This window comes from Lactobacillus juensis (assembly GCF_036246285.1).
Classification (GTDB): domain Bacteria; phylum Bacillota; class Bacilli; order Lactobacillales; family Lactobacillaceae; genus Lactobacillus; species Lactobacillus juensis.
This window is the reverse complement of sequence record NZ_BTTS01000001.1, coordinates 163,911-181,151: the sequence shown is the minus strand read 5'-3', so window position 1 is coordinate 181,151 and position 17,241 is coordinate 163,911. Positions and strand designations below refer to the sequence as shown.

The following is a 17,241-nucleotide window of genomic DNA, read 5'->3' as shown; positions in this document are numbered from 1 at the left end:
CATTGATTTTGCATTTCAACGTGCTTAATTTATAAGCTAGACTATCAGGCTGAAGCAGCTTGGGTTCTTGTTCTAAAAGTTCATTATTTATTCAAAAGTAATGATTTTATTGCATTTCGACCAGAAAAAACACAATATCCAGCATGGCTACCAGGAACTTCAACTCCATAAGTATCACCATACATAATGCCTGATCCGTCACTTCCAATTGCATAAACTCCTTCAATTACCTTTCCATTTTCATCTAAAACTTGGTTTTCAAGATTGACTTTTAAGCCATCACCCGTTGTATAAGCTCCACAAGCTACTTCTACAGCATAAAAAGGCTTTCTTTCTAACGAAAATAAATATTTTGCTGGCTTACCAAAATCTAAATCCTTTTTCTTAGTAGCCAATTCATTATATCTGTTAATAGTTTTTACCAGATTATTGGCTTCAATTTTTTCTTGAAGATCATAAATTGAATTTGCAACATTCATAAATTGAGCTTTAGTTTTTACATACCCATCAATTTCAGCTCTTAGGTTTGGTATAGTTGGCTTAGTATAAAAAGGATGCATATCCTTAATTATTGAAACATCTGTTAAGTAATCGATTATTTTTTGATCTAAAATGACAAAAGCTTTTTCTTGTCTGCTAATTGCATTTCCTTGGCTGGCCCAATCATCAACACCATGATTTTCATCTATAAATCTGTCCCCATTTTCATTAACCCAGAGACAAGGTTGAGCACTTATAACCAACCCTCCAAGATTTGACTCCCATAGTTTATATGGTGGAATTTTGGGATCTACAAGTTGAGCGCCAAACTTCATTTTCATTCCCGTAAAATATTTTTGAGCCCCTAATGACCAAGCCATTTTCAGGCCATCACCGGTACTCTTACCAGAATTCATCGGTACGATATTAGTTTTTGTTTTAAAAAGAGTTTCTTTTATCAGCTCATCGTTATTAATATAGCCACCTGTAGCAAAAACTAAGTTACTGGTTATTACTTTTTCTTCCACATTGTTATCGAGATTTCTATAAGTTATTACATATTCATGGTTATTTTTCTGATGTACATCTATAGCTTTTGTTAAAGTTTTGATAACTACTCCTCTTGATTTTGCATATTGTTCAAGACCAGAATGTATCGCATTATAGCCAAGGTTTTTAAACAAATGCCACGTGTTAATACCAGTTCCCAGACTAGCAACTTGGTCAAATTCAACTCCGTGATTTTGAAGCCAGGTAATGTTTTCACTAGAATTGTCAATATATTTTTTCCACATATCATGATTAGCTTGATAATGGGAATAATTCATTTCTTCTTTTAAAACGTCGTTTTTATTAATCTTAATATTTTGTTTTCTTTGTAATTCAGAATCTACAGCAATACTCCTTCAACATAATTTCCTGATCCTCCTGTAGACTTACCCTTTTCTATAAGTAAAACAGATAAACCTGAATCTATTCCCTCAACTGCCGCGCAAAAGCCAGATAATCCAGCTCCTAGAATTACTACATCATATTTATTCTTCATTTTTATCCTTTTGCATTGATCCTATATTTTTTTCCAATAATTACTAAGAAAATCATTATTATTGTCGTTAAGCCACAAAATAAATAAACTGCTACAAAAGAATTTGTCATTTCTAATATTCCAGTTAAAATTGGCATAATAAAAGAGCCGACAAAATACGAGACAGAAGTAACTAAAGAAAACCCTTGATCAAATTCATCTTCAAACATATATCTAGCAAATATCTCTTGTCCTGAACCAAATAAGTTATATGCAGCGCATATTAATAAGGAACCAAATAGTGATATGTCCTTTGATTTGGCTTTTGTTGCCCAACAAAGAACTAAAAAAGCAACTATTCCAGTGGCCAACCAAAAAGTCAAAGCTTTTTGCGGTCCGAATTTGTCACATGACCAACCAATTATTGGAACAATGATTATTCCAGCAAAAGAAACTACAGATACCATCAAAGCTCCAGCAGTTGCACCAATACCAGTACTGACACCATATGTTGGAAACAATTGAATAATGTTCCCTGGAAACTGAACTAGTATGGTAAATAACACAGAAATAACAAAAGCTCCAGAAAAAATTAATGCTTTAGTTGAAATACTTTTTTTAACAGTATGTTTTTCGCTATCGTTAATTGAAGCCACTTTTTCTTCAGATGCTCCATAAGGCAACATGCCTAAGTTTTCAGGTTTGAGTTTGACAATTAAAGCTGATGGTATTCCTAAAACTAGTGTCATTATCGCCAAGACAAAAAAGGCCACTTTCCAGTTAAATTTTTGTATTAACAAAGACGTAATTGGCGTTACTATAACTAGAAAAATTGATTCGATTACTGAACTAATACTAAAAGCTAAATTTCTGCTTTTTTCAAACCAATTGTTAATTACAATTCCTTGAACAACCAAGCCACCGAAAGCCATACAAATGCCTAGAATGCCAGCCATTATATAGAAGATTACCAAATTTTTAGCATTTGATATAATAAATGCACTAAAGGCAGTAATTATAACTACTCCTAGCAATTCAATACTAAGATTAAATTTTTTTATAATTTTTTCTACAAAGGGTATTGTGACAGCCATCACTAATCCTAAAACTGTGTAAAAAAAAGAGACATCTGAAAGTTTTACTTTCATTCCATTAGCAATTGGGGTCAAAAACACTCCTATCACACCAGAGTATGTATCGACGATAGCCGACATTATCAAACCCATTGCAATAGTCACCAATCAAGGATAAAATCTTTGCTTCTTATTCATTTTCATATCCTCCTAAATCAAATTAGATATTTACCAGTGAATAAGTTATCATAGTTTTTAGAGCTTTCTTTATCTTAATTCGAATAAATTATTTGAAAAAGGAATAAATAATGAAAATTGCAATTTTAAGTTGAACACCCTACTTGATCTGATAGATGCAATCTAATCTTATTTCATATAATTCATCGGGTGTGTCGTAGGCTAAGATCTTGCGGGGCAGGTTATTGCACATTCCTCAATGCCGTAGATTTGCATTAAGTCATAATCCTTGATGTACTTGCCTTTGGGAATAAAGCGCCGAATTAGCCGGTTGTGCCGCTCAACCCCGTCCTTCTCATAAGAAGTATAAGGGTGCGCGTAGTAGACCAGCGTCTGCGCAGCTTCTTCTAACTGGGCTAAATCCGCAAACTCAGAACCATTATCCGTGGTAATGGTCTTAAAGACTTCGTTCCAGTGTTCCTGGTATTGGCTGCTTAAAATCTGGAGCGTCACTCGGTCTTGCAAAGCAAGATGTTGGCCTTTTTGGTGACTAGATATGGTAGAATTAAGGGAGTTCATTGGTAACTTCTTTCTAGAATTAGGTTGGTAATTACATTCTATCAAAGAAGTCCAATGGACTTTTTTCATTTTCTAATCAGCGCAAGTATTCAACTTCATTTTACAATTTACCAAAGGAATAAATAATGAATATAGAACAATTCAAAGTTTTTTTAGCAGTTGCTAATAATAGCAGCTTTACAATTACAGCAAATAAACTTAATATGTCACAATCAAGTGTATCTAAAAATATTAAAGAGCTTGAACTCTTTCTAGGATGTAGGCTTTTTCAGAGAACAACACGGAGTGTTCGATTAACCCCTGAAGGACAATATTTTTACGGGATTGCAAAAAATGTGGTTAATTCAATTGATTCGGCTATACTTAATTTAAAAAAGCAGACAAAAACCTTTACAATTGGATATTTAAATACATATGCCGACAAGATATTCATGCCATTGCTGCTTAAAAATATTTTAAAAAAATACCCTAATTGGAATATAAATGTTAATGAAGTTTTTTTAGATGATACTATTAATGGGTTAATTCATGGCAATTCAATGATAGTTTTTGGGGAGAAAGACTGTTTTAAAAATGATTGTCATATTGAGTTTTTACCACTGTTTAAAAGTAGATATGTTGTTATTACTTCCCCACAATCTGAATTTAAGAATAAAAAAATTGTTAGGATTTCGGATTTAAAAAGCAAAAAATTAGTATTAGGCAACATTAGACAATATTTACCAACTGAACAAAGCCTTCATGACAAAATCATTGATCAAATTGGTGGAAAATATATAGAGTATGCTGACGATATGATGATAATGGCTCTTTTAGTAAAATCTGAGAATATTTTAGGTATTTTGCCTGAGTATGGAGTAGACAAAACGGATAAATCATTATTATATTTGCCTTTAGCTACTGACATTTCTACTATTTTCGGATTCGGCTATTTAGATACTATACAATATGATATTAATATGGAAACATTATTTGATCTAATTAAGAATACATATTACAGTTATAGAAAAGAATATTGTTAAACTTGTTTTTATTAATAATAATTATTAGTAAATTTTGCTATAATTACGTTTTTTAGTCTAATAGCTATATATTCATTCCGATTTTTTTGAAAATAATATTGTTTTTTTATATTAGTCCAAATAGGTTTCTGTAGTAAATTTATCAGGATCGGCAAGCTCTCATAAGAAGAAAAATCTTTTAACATAACTTTTTTCCCTGCAAATTTTATTCAGTACATTCGATTATTATTTTTGACATTAAAAAACTGCGCTGTATTTTAACAGTGCAGTTTTAGTATAAAAATGGTCTATTTTTATATAAAGAAACTATGTAATATCCATGACAAAGGCTGCCCCACTTGGTGTAGCCAAGAAAATAGCACTCGCTATCAAAATGCATCCTGCCACAAAGGAAATTCTCTTGGTTAGTTTTGAAAACTGACTAGCAAAACTAAGAAAGATTAGTACTGTTCCAGATACCAAAGCCAAAATCATAATCCAGAAACCCATAGATACTTCCAATTAACAAATTCTTGCATTTCTTTATTTATATTAATTACAAATATAAATCAAAATTAGTAATTAATTGAGTTAGAAAACTAAAGATAAAGGAAAATTTAACTAATTTTTTGTTTAATTTTGTCAATATACAATTTACTTTTTTAAATAAAACAAAAAGCTCCTATCTGTACAGATAAGAGCTTTTAATTGAATCAATAAAAATATGTATATCTATTTCATTTGTTCTTTTACTTCAGCAGCAAAGTCTTCTTGCTTCTTTTCGATACCTTCGCCAACTTCATAACGCTTGTAACCAACAACTTCGCAACCTTCTGACTTAGCGTATTCAGCTACAGTCATATCGCCATCTTTAACGTATGGTTGATCAACTAAACATATTTCGCTAAGGTACTTGTTTACTCTGCCTTCAACAATCTTAGGAATGATTTTAGCAGGCTTACCTTCATTTTCAGTTTCCTTAGTGAAAACTTCTTTTTGGCGATCAAAATCAGCCTTTGGTACTGAATCTTTGTTCAAGTATTCTGGATTAATTGCAGCAACGTGCATAGCAATGTTCTTAGCAGCTTCTTCACTGTTACCTTTTAAAGTAACAACTGCAACAATTGCACCACCATTATGCTTGTACGCACCAAAGACTTCATCATCATTCTTAGTAATTAGATCAAATCTTCTTAAAGTGATTTTTTCACCAATGACAGCAGTAAGATTGGTAATTTCCTCGCCGATCGTGGAATCACCCATTGGTGATTTTAATGCTTCTTCAACGTTAGCAGGTTTAGCCGCTAAAATTGCCTTGGTCACATCATCAACTAATTTGATAAATTTATCATTAGATGAAACAAAGTCTGTTTCAGAGTTAATCTCTACTACAACAGCGTTATTTCCTTCAAAAGCATATTCGGCCAAACCTTCAGCAGCAATGCGGCCACTCTTCTTAGCAGCTTTAGCAACACCATTTTCTCTTAAAATGTCAATTGCCTTTTCAATATCACCATCAGCTTTAACCAAAGCCTTCTTGGAATCCATCATGCCGGCACCGGTACGGTCACGTAATTCTTTTACTTGTTTAGCAGTAATGTTTGCCATTATTTTTCCTTCCAAATAAAAACTTATTAATAATTAAAACTAGTCTTCATCTGAGTCAGAAGTTTCTTCAGCTTCAACTGTTTTTTCTGCATCAGCTTCAGTATCTGCTTGTTTTTCTTCTGCACCCTTAGCCATCTCTGCTTCAGCATTGTCATCATCTTGACCTTGCTTACCCTCAATAACAGCATCAGCCATAGCGCCTGAAATCAAACGAATAGCACGAATAGCATCGTCGTTTGCAGGAATAACTACGTCAACTGGGTCTGGATCAGTGTTAGTGTCGACCATAGCTACTACAGGAATTCCTAAAATATTAGCTTCATGAACAGCAATCTTTTCCTTTTTAGGATCGACTACGAATAAAACATCTGGAATTCTAGGCATATCTTCGATACCACCTAAGAATCTTTCCAATTTATCCTTTTCTTTAGTCAAAAGAGAAGCTTCCTTCTTTGGCAACACATCAAATGTGCCATCTTCTGACATTTTCTTTAAATCTTTTAATCTTTGTACTCGGCTCTGGATAGTCTTCCAGTTAGTCAATGTACCACCTAACCAACGTTGGTTAACGTAGTATTGACCAGCACGAGTAGCTTCTTCAGCAATTGAATCTTGAGCTTGTTTCTTAGTACCAACAAATAGGATAACGCCACCATTTTGAGCAACGGCTCTAACAAATGAATAAGCATCATCCAACATCTTGATAGTTTTTTGCAAATCAATGATGTAAATACCATTTCTTTGTGTAAAGATATAAGGAGCCATTTTTGGATCCCATCTTCTAGTTTGGTGACCAAAATGGACACCAGCTTCAAGCAATTGTTTCATTGAAACTACTGACATATTAACTTCCTCCTACGGTTTTAATCCTCTCAAGCGGTCATTTCAGTATTTCACCATTGTGTGGCACCAAAATACTGATCGCTCTTGATGTTTATTACACAATATGCCTAAAGGCATACGTTAAAATAATACTAGATTATTGCTTAAGATGCAAGGTTAAAAATCAACTTTATGCTCCCTTAGAAATTTTTCTTTCCATGTCCTGTTATGGTGCTTAAACCAGTATTCTCTTTTAAGCGCCAGCTTTTTATCTTTAAACTCTTCATGATAAAGTAATTTAACCGGTCTGCGAGATTTCGTGTATTTGGCACCCTTGCCGCTGTTATGTGCTTTCAGTCGTTTATGTAAATCATCAGTAAAACCACCATAGAAGCTATTATCCTTACATAAGAGTACATAAAAATAATATCTCCTACTCTTTTGCCTTTTTTCTTTATCCGATTCTGTTTCTCTGATTATACGTTGGATCGCAGGAAGATAATTACCGTTTTTATCATGTACCTCAATGGCATCCCTTAATACTAGACCGTCGCTACCAGTATGTTTAACTGCCTCAATAATTATTAAATTGCAGTCCTCTCCTCGATGAGAAACATATGGCTGTACAAGCTTAATACTCAAATCATGCTTAAGACAAAAATAGGCAATTTCGTTTAAGCGCTCTGGTCGATGGACCATAAATAATTTGCCTTTCATTTTAAGTAAGGCACTGGCTACAGAAATTATTTCTTCTAAATTAATTAAGATTTCATGCCTGGCAATAGCCTTTGCTGGATCAGGATTTACTTTATGATTTTGTGCAACTTTAAAGTAAGGTGGATTCACGACAATTACATCATATGAATCTTTTCGTAAAAATGCAGGAGCATCTTTAACGTTTTTTTGAAAAACCTGGATACGATTTTCCATATTATTTAGCGCAATAGAACGTTCAGCTTGTGAAGCTACTTCTTCTTGTATTTCAACCGCATCATATTTAGCACGATTAAAATAAGCCATATACATTGTTGCTGCACAATTACCCGCACATAAATCCGCTACCTTGGAATTATCTTTAATTGCGTCCTTTGCAGTTGCCGCTAAAAGCAGAGTATCTAATGAAAAGCTGAAAGATGATTTATTTTGAATTATTTTTAAATCATCACTGTACATATAATCAATACGTTCATTTTTCAATAATTTTTCCATAAAAATTTGTCCTCTCTCGCAGCTCTGTTATAATATTTTACATCAATTGGAGGAAATTATGTTTTATCATTTCATTCGTCCGGTAGCCCGCTTTATTGTCTGGTTATTAAACGGACATTTACACGTTAATCATAAAGAAAGAATTCCCGCAGGCAATTATATCTTGGCAGCACCACATAGAACCTGGTGGGAACCAATTTTGTTTGCATTAGCTGCCAGTCCTAAGGAATTCATGTTTATGGCTAAAATAGAATTGTTTAAAAATCCAATATTACGATTCATTTTAAAACACGCTCATGCATTTCCAGTTGACCGTAAACATCCGGGACCTTCAGCTTTAAAAACCCCCATTAATGGATTAAGAAAGGGAAATTATTCCTTAATTATTTTTCCTTCAGGTACCAGGCATTCAACTGAAATGAAAAGCGGTACTATTGCTATTGCCAAGCTGTCAAATACGCCTATAGTGCCTGTAGTTTACCAAGGCCCTCTAACTTTCACAGGTTTGTTAAAACGCCAACCTTTGGAGGTATGCTTTGGAGAACCGTTTATGGTTGACCGTAAAATTAGACTCACACACGAAAATGAAGCAATGCTAGATAATAAATTGAAAAAAGCCTGGGATAAAATTGATTACGAACAAAATCCGGATTTTCATTATCAACCTAAATAAAAAATCATTCTTTAAACATAAGCTTTATAAACAAGTGTTAAAATAATACTGTAAAAAGTTAGATGGAGGATTTTAAAATTGTTAGAAAAAAGTTTTTATAGAGCTATGTTGAGCAAATCTTTTCCATTCCCGGTCAAAGTAACATATTGGGATGGCAAAAGCGAGGTATATGGAAACGGTACTCCAAATATAGAGATAATTTTTAACGAAAAGATTCCGACAAGTGCTATTTCTAGAAATGCTTCACTGGCTCTTGGCGAAGCATATATGGATAAAAGGATTGAGATTAAAGGCAGTTTGCAAAAACTAATTTGCGGGGCTTATGAAAGCGCCGGAAGTTTCATGAGATCCAGTAAATTTAGAAAATTTTTACCCAAAGAAAAACACACTGAAGAACAAAGTGAAAAAGATGTTCAAAGTCACTATGATATCGGTAACGACTTTTATAAATTATGGCTTGACCCTACTTTAACATATTCGTGTGCCTATTTTGAAAATGAAAATGACAACCTTGAAACAGCACAATTGAATAAAATCCATCATATTTTAAATAAATTACATCCTGAAAAAGGAAAGACATTACTTGATATTGGATGTGGCTGGGGCACTCTTATGCTGGTTGCTGCCAAAGAATACGGCTTAAAAGTAACTGGTGTAACTCTGAGTGAAGAGCAGTATAAACTTGTGCAAAAGAAAATATACGACCAGAACTTGCAAGATATTGCGGAAGTTAAGTTGGAAGACTACCGTGAGCTGGGAAATGAACAATGGGATTATATTACCTCTGTAGGCATGTTTGAACATGTTGGCAAAGAAAATTTAGGCCAATACTTTGCTGATGTAGCCAAATATTTAAAGAAAGATGGCGTAGCCCTTATTCACGGCATAACTCGTCAACAAGGCGGTGCCAAGAATGCTTGGATTAACAAGTACATTTTCCCAGGTGGTTATGTACCAGGTTTAACTGAAAACATCGGTCATATCGTCGAAAACAACATGCAATTGACAGACTTAGAAATGCTTAGAAGGCATTATCAAAGAACGCTTGAAATTTGGGATAAAAATTTTAATGCTAAACGAGATCAAATCCAAAAAAATATGGGTGAACGTTTTACCCGCATGTGGGATTTATACTTGCAGGCTTGCGCTGCTTCTTTTGAATCTGGCAACATTGATGTCGTGCAATATCTAATTACTAAAGGCCCATCTGGCAAGAACTTACCAATGACAAGAATGTATATGTTAGATAAGTAGTATTAATATTTTCATCCATACAAAAAAGCTGACAAATTGACTTTGTCAGCTTTTTTAGTAATTTAAATTTACATCCACACTATGATTTAGAATTCGAGTTAAGGTTTAAAAATCTTCCCTGGATTAACAATATAATTAGGATCAAATAACTTTTTAACCTTACGTAGTAAGTCGGTATAATCTTTACCGTAAAAGTCTTCATAGTAATTTGCTCTTGCATAACCAATTCCGTGTTCACCGGACATATTACCATCAAGAGATTTAGCGGTTTTATACAATTCAGAAATAACTTTATCACTGGTTTTAGCATACTCTTCATCAGACATATTGTCAGAGCAAAGATAAATATGCAAGTTGCCGTCTCCAGCATGACCAAAGTTTGGAATCCTAATGTTTAATTCTTTTTCTAATTCCTCAATCCGGTCTAAAACAACAGGAATGTGGTTGATTGGAACACAAACATCAATTTCATCCATCTTTGGAGTAGAGTTTTGAATGGCCAGCAATAACTCTTCACGACATTTCCAGATCTTCTTGGCTTCATCAGAATCAGCACTCAAAACGATAGCTTTTTCAGCTTTAAAAGGTTTAACAACTTCTAAAGTTTCATTAAGCTCTGCTTTCCACTCATCTTCTGTAAAGGCATCAATTCCAATGATAATAAAGCCGTCACCATGCTTAATCGGAAATTCGTCTTTAGCATAAGTTTCCCAGAGTTTAACAACCTTACGTCCCATAAACTCAACAGTAGTTGGTACAACTCCAGATTTCAGAATAGCTGGTACTGATCTAATGGCGTCATTCAAAGTTGGAAATGGAATAATGGCATTGATAGATTTGTGAGGTCTTGGGTATAAACGAATTGTAACTTCTGTTACAACACCCAGTGTTCCTTCTGAACCAATGATCAAATCCTTTAATGAATAGCCTGAAGATGATTTAACTGCCTTTGAACCAAATTTATATAATTTACCATTAGTTAATACAACTTTGATCTCACGAATGTGCTCTCTGGTAACGCCATATTTAATAGCTTTAAGTCCACCCGCATTGGTGGAAACATTACCACCGATAGTTGCCCAGTGCATGGCTGGAGCAGGCATATACATGAAAGGCTTATCAGCCAGATATTCGTCCAAGTCTTTCAATCTCAATCCAGCTTGAACAGTCATGGTCAAACTTTCTGGATCATATTCCAAAACCTTGTTCATTTTGATCATGTCCAGTGAAATTCCGCCATCAACAGCAAGGTTAGCTCCCATTAAACCAGTTGAATTTCCTCTGGGAACCAAAGGTATTGAATGATCACTTGCATATTTTACAACATTCATTACCTCTTCATTGCTTGTTGGTTGAATTACCAAATCAGGCATAGCTTTGACTGTGCCAAATTGGTCATGATCCCAGTGTTTAGTAGGTTTAGTAATAAACCTTTCTGGATCTGAAATGAACTTACTTAAATTATCCAGATCAGTTTGATTAATTTTATGATATTCCATTATAATTCCCTTCTTACTAAAATCATAATTTAGCTACTGCTAACATGATAAATTTACTCTTTAATGTAAACGCTGTCAATACCAAATATAAAAAAGCACAAAGTTTTTAGCTTTGTGCTTTTTTTCACTTTTGGCTATTCTGTAAGGTATATAAATTATAATAATAACCTTTTTGTGAAAGAAGTTTTTCGTGATTGCCTCTTTCTACTATTTTGCCATCATTTAAAACGATAATTTGATCTGCATCAACAATAGTTGAAAGCCTGTGCGCTATAGCCAAAGTTGTGCGGCCTTTGCGCAATCTCTTTAGTCCCTGCTGAATGAGCGTTTCAGTTTCAGTATCAACATTTGCAGTTGCTTCATCCAAAACCAATATCTTTGGATCTGTTACTAAAGTCCTTGCAAATGAAATCAATTGCCTTTGGCCCTGACTAAACTCGCTGCCGCCTTCACCTACTTTAGCATGGTACTTTCCAGGGAGATTCTCAATAAAGCCATCTGCCTGAACGGTTTCTGCAGCTTTTTTTATTTGCTCATCAGTTATGTTTTTGTTATAAAGTCGAATATTGGAATTAATATCTCCGTAGAACATGAAGGGTTCTTGCAATACCAATCCCAGTTTTTTGCGTAATTCTGCTTTTGGATACTTTTTAATGTCAACACCATCAATTAGTACTTCACCTTTATAAAATTCATAAAAACGCATCATTACGTTAATAATTGAACTTTTACCCGAACCTGTATGGCCAACTATGCCTAAAGTTTCTCCGGGATTAACTGTGAAGGAAATATCATGTAAAATTTCGTTTTTACCATCATATGAAAAACTTACGTGCTTAAACTCAATCTTTCCTTGATTAATTGTTAAACCTGCCTCAGCTTTTTGTTGTGGCTCGTAATCAGTATTATCTAATATCCGAAAAATTCTTTTACCTGCTACAATACCATCTTGGAAGAAAGTCATCTGATCCATCATATTGGCAATTGGATTAAAAAACTGGGAAATATATTGTGAAAATGCGTAAACTACACCCGCTGGCACGAATGTTTCCCTTAACGGAAAACCAAAATACATTAAAGTTAAAGCTAATGCAAGTGAATATAATAGACTAGTTAAAGGTGACAGCAAAAATGAATTAAGATTAATCATATCAAATCTTGTTTTCATTAAAGCATTATTTTCATTTTCAAAATGATTAGTCATGCGCTCTTCTTGCTTAAATTGTTGAATTAAAGAAACACCTTCAATTGATTCATTTAAGTTAGTATTGATGCGACTCAATCGCTCACGATAACTACGATAAAGTTTAGAACTCCTTTTAGAATATTGCCATATGATTACTAAAAGTACGGGCAAAAAAGCAAGTACTATCAGTCCAGCCATTATATTTGTAGAGAACATTGCTACCATTGCTGAAATGATTGAGAAAAATGAAATTACCACACTTGATAATACAGTTAGAAAATTACTCAAGGTCATAGTATCGTTTGTTACTCTTGAAACTATTGACCCGGCTGGAGTTTGGTCAAAGTAGCGCATCCCTAATGTATGCAATTTTTTATAAAGTTCTAATCGCAAGCCTTCTAGCGATTTTTCTGATCCTAAAGCAAAAAAGTATTCATAGGTAAATTGTAAAATCCCTTTGACAACAGAACCAAATGCGTAAAGAAAACCCGCAAATAAAATTATTTGTGTTGTAACATCAGTTTTACTCAAAAAGTTATCCAAAAAATACTGTAAACCATATGGCAGTAAAACGTTGATTACACTTACTAAAAAGGCACCTATACCAGCAATAATCATTTCATTTTTAAAATGCATTACAAACCGCAATAAACGTTTAAAAATGCTAAGCTGTTCTTTTACTGGAATCTCTTGCGACCAGACTGATTGAAATGAGTTTTCATCATCCATTGGAGTTACCTACCTTATCTTCTAACTCTTGTCTTTGCCACATATCTGCATACCAACCATTTAATTTTAGCAACTGGTCATGAGTTCCTCGTTCAACAATCCGACCATTTTTCAGTACTAAAATCAAATCAGCATTCATTACTGATGTAAGTCTATGCGTAGCAATTAAAGTTGTCTTGCCTTTTCGTTCTTTTTTCAAAGAATGTAAAATAGCCATTTCAGTTCTGGCATCAACAGCTGACAGTGCATCATCTAAAACTAAAATTTGACTTTGCTTCAGCAAGGCGCGGGCAATGGACATACGTTGCTTTTGTCCTCCGGAAAGTGAAACACCGTTTTCACCAACCAAAGTATTGTAGCCACCAGGCATTTGTAATATATCATTGTGCAGATCACTTTTCTTTGCTGCAGCAACAATAGCACTTTCATTACTGTCTGCTTTTGAAAAAGCAATATTTTTTTGAATACTGGTTGAAAATAAGTAATTATCTTGGGGCACATATGATATTTGGCGCAATAAAACATTAAGCGGGATCTCCCTGATATCATGTCCATTTAAGGTAATATGACCATCATATTTGTCAAATTCCCTTAGTAAAAGCTGTATGATAGTAGTTTTACCAGCCCCTACTTTACCAACAAGACCCAGAGTTTGCCCTGTCTTTAACGTAAAGTCGATATTATTTAATACTTGAACTTTAGGTTCATCTGGGTATGCAAAATATTTAACATGATAAATAAGATCCCCAGCAATATCTTTGGCAGATAATTTTTGATCAGCATTTTTGTCAGTGATTTCAGATTTTTCTTCCAGCAGCTTTTCAATACGGTCGTAACTAGCACTTCCTCGCTCTAGTATATTAAAAAGATACCCAATCGCAAACATTGGCCAGACCATATTGCCGATATATGCTATAAATGAAACTAACTGGCCAATAGTGAGAGCCTTGTTAAAAACTAACATTCCGCCATAAATGATAGTTATGGTATATGTCAAACCAATAAGAAATGTACCTAATGGATCAAACATAGAATCCCATTTAAAAACTTTTTTATTGATTTTTATAGTATTGTCTATCATTTGGTTGAAAGCGGCTGTATCTTCTTTACCCTGTCCAAAAGTTTTTAAAACTTTGATACCTGAAACAGATTCTTGAGTTTTATTGTTTAATTTGGAAAAAGCTGCTTGAGATTTATCAAAAGCATCATGTAGCCTGTCTCCTAATTTCCATGCTCCCCAAGCCAAAAATGGCAAAGGCAGAAGAGCTACAAGTGTTAAACGCCAATCAACAAAAGCAATCATGGCCACCATAGTGGATACGCTCATTATGAGTGAATCTACTAATGTTAAGACACCTTCACCCGCAACTTCCTGAACCGCCGAAACATCATTTGTGGCGTGAGCCATCAAATCACCAGTTCTGTGACGTTGATAAAAAGTGCGATCCATAGCCATGAAATGACGAAATAATTTTGATCTTAATTGCAGTTCCAGTTCAGCTGCTCCACCCCAAATCTGACTACGCCAAAAATAGCGAAAGCCATAGAGTAATAAGGCCGCTAAAACGATAGCCAAAATCAGTAGACCGTATTCCTGCCAACTAATATGTCCTTTATCTAATTGATCAGCCATTAGGCCTAAAATCCTTGGTGGCACCAAGTTCACAACTGAAGTTAATGCTAAAAATGTAATACCTATGAGGTAACGCTTTTTCTCTTTTTTAAAAAACCAGCCTAATTTAAAAAATATACCCATTATTCACCTAAAAAATTCAGTAAAAAAGCGGAGATATCGTTCTCCGCCACACTATTTCAATCTAGTAAGTTTTTACTTTTGGTGCTTCATCATGTTCATCACTTGGTTTACCTTCTTGGCTGAAGGTTTTTGGCCCATTTGAGACATCATGGCAACAATCATATCTTCACTGATTGGCGGATTATCCTTAAAATATTTTTTCATATACGCTCTGGCACCGTAAAAACCACCCACTAGGCCTAACAATAGTGCTATAACTATTAGAAAAATCGCTAATCCTAAGTTCATAAAGTAATCACCTCAATTTGTCCAATAGGTATATCTTACCTAAAAATTCAATAAAATTAAAGATCAAAGTTAATCTTTTCTTAAACCTTTTTTTCTCTGAGCTTTCTTGGCTTTCTCAGATGTAATTTCATTGCCATTTTTATCAATTATGACCAAATTTTCAACGTCTTGTTTAAAGCCTGCTCTAAAGTTTTTAATAAATTCCCGATGTAACTTTTTTCGTTCCTTTTCCTCAGCTTCTGTTAGTCCAACAGATTCCTTTTTATGATAAAGTTCATTTATTCGATTTATCATTTTTTTCTCAAGATCTTCATTCATTTTAAGCACCTCTCATTAAAAAAGTCTACATTATTATCAGCAGGAAAAAAAGTTTTAAATTTTCAGAACGTTTGTTTGTAGTATACGATTTATTTTGCTAAAATTAAATATATAAGAGAACGTTTAAAATACTGGAGATAACTATGACTACAAAACAAAACACTAAGCAATTACAAATTTTACGCTATATATATGAAACGGTTGAAGACAGAGGTTTTCCTCCCACTGTTCGTGAAATTTGCCATGCTGTAGATTTATCTTCCACTTCTACTGTACATGGCCATTTGTCAAGGCTTGAAAATAAGGGATTATTAATAAAGGATGCTACAAAACCAAGAGCATTGGAAATAACCGATGAAGGAAAAAAAGCGATAGGCGTTCAGCCGAAAAAAATTCCTGTAGTCGGCGATGTCACAGCCGGCCAACCAATTTTGGCTGTTGAAGACATCGAAGATTACTTTCCCTTACCTCCTGATTTAGCAAATGATGCCGGAGACCTCTTTATGCTAAGAGTTCATGGTGAAAGTATGATTAACGCCGGTATCCTCAACGGAGATAATGTAATTGTCCGCAAACAATCTTCAGCAATTAACGGTGAGATAGTAGTAGCCATGACTGATGAAAATGAAGCTACTGTCAAGCGCTTTTATAAGGAAAAAGGTCACTATCGTTTGCAGCCTGAAAATGATACGATGAATCCGATCATCTTGTCCAGTGTACATATCCTAGGCAAAGTTGTTGGTCTTTATCGGAGTTCCATAGTTTAATTTGAAAATTTGCACTATTTTTCTCTTGATTCAATAGTGCTTTTTCTCTGCAAAGTTTCTTTTACTTCTGCCAATACTTTTTTCTGCATTTTTAATTTGTTTATTTTTGCATTTATAACAGCGATTTTATCCTTAATTAACTTTAAGTTTTGCTTACGCTGTTTTTCAGTGCTACACGATTCATCGTGTAGTTTTTTTATTTCCTTAATTTCTTGCAGTGAAAAACCCAAGTCTTGAAACTCTTTAACTGCTTCAAAAATATCACATTCGTTTTCAGTAAACCAATAGTTTCTTCCCTTACGAGCAGGAGTTATTAAGTTTAAGTAGATATAATGTCTAACTGTATCACGTGTAGTATTTTCCTTTTGCATAAATTCTTTCAAATACATAATTATCTCCTTGACGTAGGGTTGACCCCCGATGATTAAATTATAGCAGGAGGTATTAAAATGTCATATCTAACAATCTTTTTAACTATTATATATGGTGTTACGATGATTAGCGCCAGCCTTTTATTAATTACTAGTCTACCAATTTGGCTGATCATGATTAACGTTTTGCTTGCATTAGGTATTATTGCTGGATGTATTCTAAAGATACCACTTTTAACTACTATATTTCTAGTAGCACTTTTACTTACTGCTCTAGCAAATGGTTTTTCTCTCCAGCACCAAATCACTTGGTCTCACTGGTTTATCAGACTAATTTTGACTATTATTTTGATTTGCTTGAACTTTAAGTATTTTTAGATATTTATCTAGCAAAATTCCTGTTAGCAGTCAAGCGTAACGTCTCAAA

The 17,241-nt window shown here is 34.0% G+C and carries 18 protein-coding genes and 1 pseudogene; 5 read left to right on the top strand and 14 right to left on the bottom strand.

The features are described 5' to 3' along the window. Positions 1-83: 83 nt before the first annotated feature. The 4 genes and pseudogenes from AAA926_RS00910 to AAA926_RS00895 form a co-directional block, all read right to left on the bottom strand. Complete coding sequence (locus tag AAA926_RS00910; RefSeq protein WP_338211688.1) at positions 84-1,307, bottom strand: FAD-binding protein; 1,224 nt, start codon at positions 1,305-1,307, stop codon at positions 84-86. A 62-nt stretch (positions 1,308-1,369) separates the two neighbouring features. Next, positions 1,370-1,525, bottom strand: a complete 156-nt coding sequence (locus AAA926_RS00905; protein WP_338211687.1) for an FAD-dependent oxidoreductase — start codon at positions 1,523-1,525, stop codon at positions 1,370-1,372. Between the two features lie 2 nt (positions 1,526-1,527). Next, positions 1,528-2,718, bottom strand: a complete 1,191-nt coding sequence (locus tag AAA926_RS00900) for an MFS transporter (protein WP_338211686.1) — start codon at positions 2,716-2,718, stop codon at positions 1,528-1,530. A 196-nt stretch (positions 2,719-2,914) separates the two neighbouring features. Further along, positions 2,915-3,252: pseudogene (locus AAA926_RS00895) on the bottom strand (IS30 family transposase); the annotation flags it as partial. A 206-nt stretch (positions 3,253-3,458) separates the two neighbouring features. On the opposite strand from AAA926_RS00895, the gene AAA926_RS00890 reads away from it, so the two are divergent. Next, positions 3,459-4,355 (top strand): LysR family transcriptional regulator, encoded by an 897-nt coding sequence (locus AAA926_RS00890; protein WP_198179036.1) that lies wholly within the window; start codon positions 3,459-3,461, stop codon positions 4,353-4,355. 306 nt (positions 4,356-4,661) lie between these two features. Here the strand turns inward: AAA926_RS00890 and AAA926_RS00885 are convergent, their stop codons facing one another. From AAA926_RS00885 to AAA926_RS00870, 4 genes are all read right to left on the bottom strand, one after another. Next, positions 4,662-4,844, bottom strand: a complete 183-nt coding sequence (locus AAA926_RS00885; protein ID WP_198179034.1) for a hypothetical protein — start codon at positions 4,842-4,844, stop codon at positions 4,662-4,664. Between the two features lie 222 nt (positions 4,845-5,066). Beyond that, entirely contained in the window at positions 5,067-5,942 is an 876-nt protein-coding gene (gene tsf / locus AAA926_RS00880; RefSeq protein WP_034981620.1) for a translation elongation factor Ts, read from the bottom strand. A 39-nt stretch (positions 5,943-5,981) separates the two neighbouring features. Then, positions 5,982-6,785 carry a 30S ribosomal protein S2 gene (gene rpsB / locus AAA926_RS00875; protein WP_034981617.1) on the bottom strand — a complete coding sequence of 268 codons (804 nt, stop codon included), beginning with the start codon at positions 6,783-6,785 and terminating at the stop codon, positions 5,982-5,984. 156 nt (positions 6,786-6,941) lie between these two features. After that, positions 6,942-7,973 (bottom strand): GIY-YIG nuclease family protein, encoded by a 1,032-nt coding sequence (locus tag AAA926_RS00870; protein ID WP_198179032.1) that lies wholly within the window; start codon positions 7,971-7,973, stop codon positions 6,942-6,944. Positions 7,974-8,031: 58 nt separating this feature from the next. Here AAA926_RS00870 and AAA926_RS00865 point away from each other — a divergent pair, with 58 nt between their 5' ends. Together AAA926_RS00865 and AAA926_RS00860 are read left to right on the top strand one after the other, a co-directional pair. Then, the gene (locus tag AAA926_RS00865; protein ID WP_198179031.1) at positions 8,032-8,646 is read left to right on the top strand and encodes a lysophospholipid acyltransferase family protein; all 615 of its coding nucleotides are present in this window, start codon (positions 8,032-8,034) and stop codon (positions 8,644-8,646) included. A gap of 78 nt (positions 8,647-8,724) precedes the next feature. After that, the gene (locus AAA926_RS00860) at positions 8,725-9,900 is read left to right on the top strand and encodes a class I SAM-dependent methyltransferase (RefSeq protein WP_338211685.1); all 1,176 of its coding nucleotides are present in this window, start codon (positions 8,725-8,727) and stop codon (positions 9,898-9,900) included. Positions 9,901-9,998: 98 nt separating this feature from the next. Here AAA926_RS00860 and AAA926_RS00855 read toward each other — a convergent pair whose 3' ends face one another. The 5 genes from AAA926_RS00855 to AAA926_RS00835 all read right to left on the bottom strand — a co-directional run bounded on the left by AAA926_RS00855 (position 9,999) and on the right by AAA926_RS00835 (position 15,676). Then, on the bottom strand, positions 9,999-11,399 hold the full coding sequence (locus AAA926_RS00855) for an FAD-binding oxidoreductase (RefSeq protein ID WP_198179029.1): 1,401 nt from the start codon (positions 11,397-11,399) through the stop codon (positions 9,999-10,001). A 124-nt stretch (positions 11,400-11,523) separates the two neighbouring features. Beyond that, a complete protein-coding gene (locus AAA926_RS00850) occupies positions 11,524-13,314 on the bottom strand; it encodes an ABC transporter ATP-binding protein (protein WP_338211684.1) in 1,791 nt (596 codons plus the stop codon). Then, the gene (locus tag AAA926_RS00845; RefSeq protein ID WP_265892510.1) at positions 13,307-15,070 is read right to left on the bottom strand and encodes an ABC transporter ATP-binding protein; all 1,764 of its coding nucleotides are present in this window, start codon (positions 15,068-15,070) and stop codon (positions 13,307-13,309) included. Before AAA926_RS00845 ends, AAA926_RS00850 begins: the two co-directional genes overlap by 8 nt. A 72-nt stretch (positions 15,071-15,142) precedes the next feature. After that, positions 15,143-15,358 (bottom strand): YneF family protein, encoded by a 216-nt coding sequence (locus AAA926_RS00840; protein ID WP_046332244.1) that lies wholly within the window; start codon positions 15,356-15,358, stop codon positions 15,143-15,145. A gap of 69 nt (positions 15,359-15,427) precedes the next feature. Then, entirely contained in the window at positions 15,428-15,676 is a 249-nt protein-coding gene (locus tag AAA926_RS00835) for a DUF896 domain-containing protein (protein WP_265892509.1), read from the bottom strand. 143 nt (positions 15,677-15,819) lie between these two features. Between AAA926_RS00835 and lexA the strand changes: the two genes are divergently transcribed. Further along, positions 15,820-16,443: a transcriptional repressor LexA gene (lexA, locus tag AAA926_RS00830; RefSeq protein WP_338211683.1), complete on the top strand. Its 624-nt coding sequence runs from the start codon at positions 15,820-15,822 to the stop codon at positions 16,441-16,443. Positions 16,444-16,457: 14 nt separating this feature from the next. Here lexA and AAA926_RS00825 read toward each other — a convergent pair whose 3' ends face one another. Next, positions 16,458-16,832: a MerR family transcriptional regulator gene (locus AAA926_RS00825; protein ID WP_338211682.1), complete on the bottom strand. Its 375-nt coding sequence runs from the start codon at positions 16,830-16,832 to the stop codon at positions 16,458-16,460. A 60-nt stretch (positions 16,833-16,892) separates the two neighbouring features. On the opposite strand from AAA926_RS00825, the gene AAA926_RS00820 reads away from it, so the two are divergent. Next, complete coding sequence (locus AAA926_RS00820; protein WP_338211681.1) at positions 16,893-17,192, top strand: hypothetical protein; 300 nt, start codon at positions 16,893-16,895, stop codon at positions 17,190-17,192. Positions 17,193-17,241 lie beyond the last annotated feature (49 nt).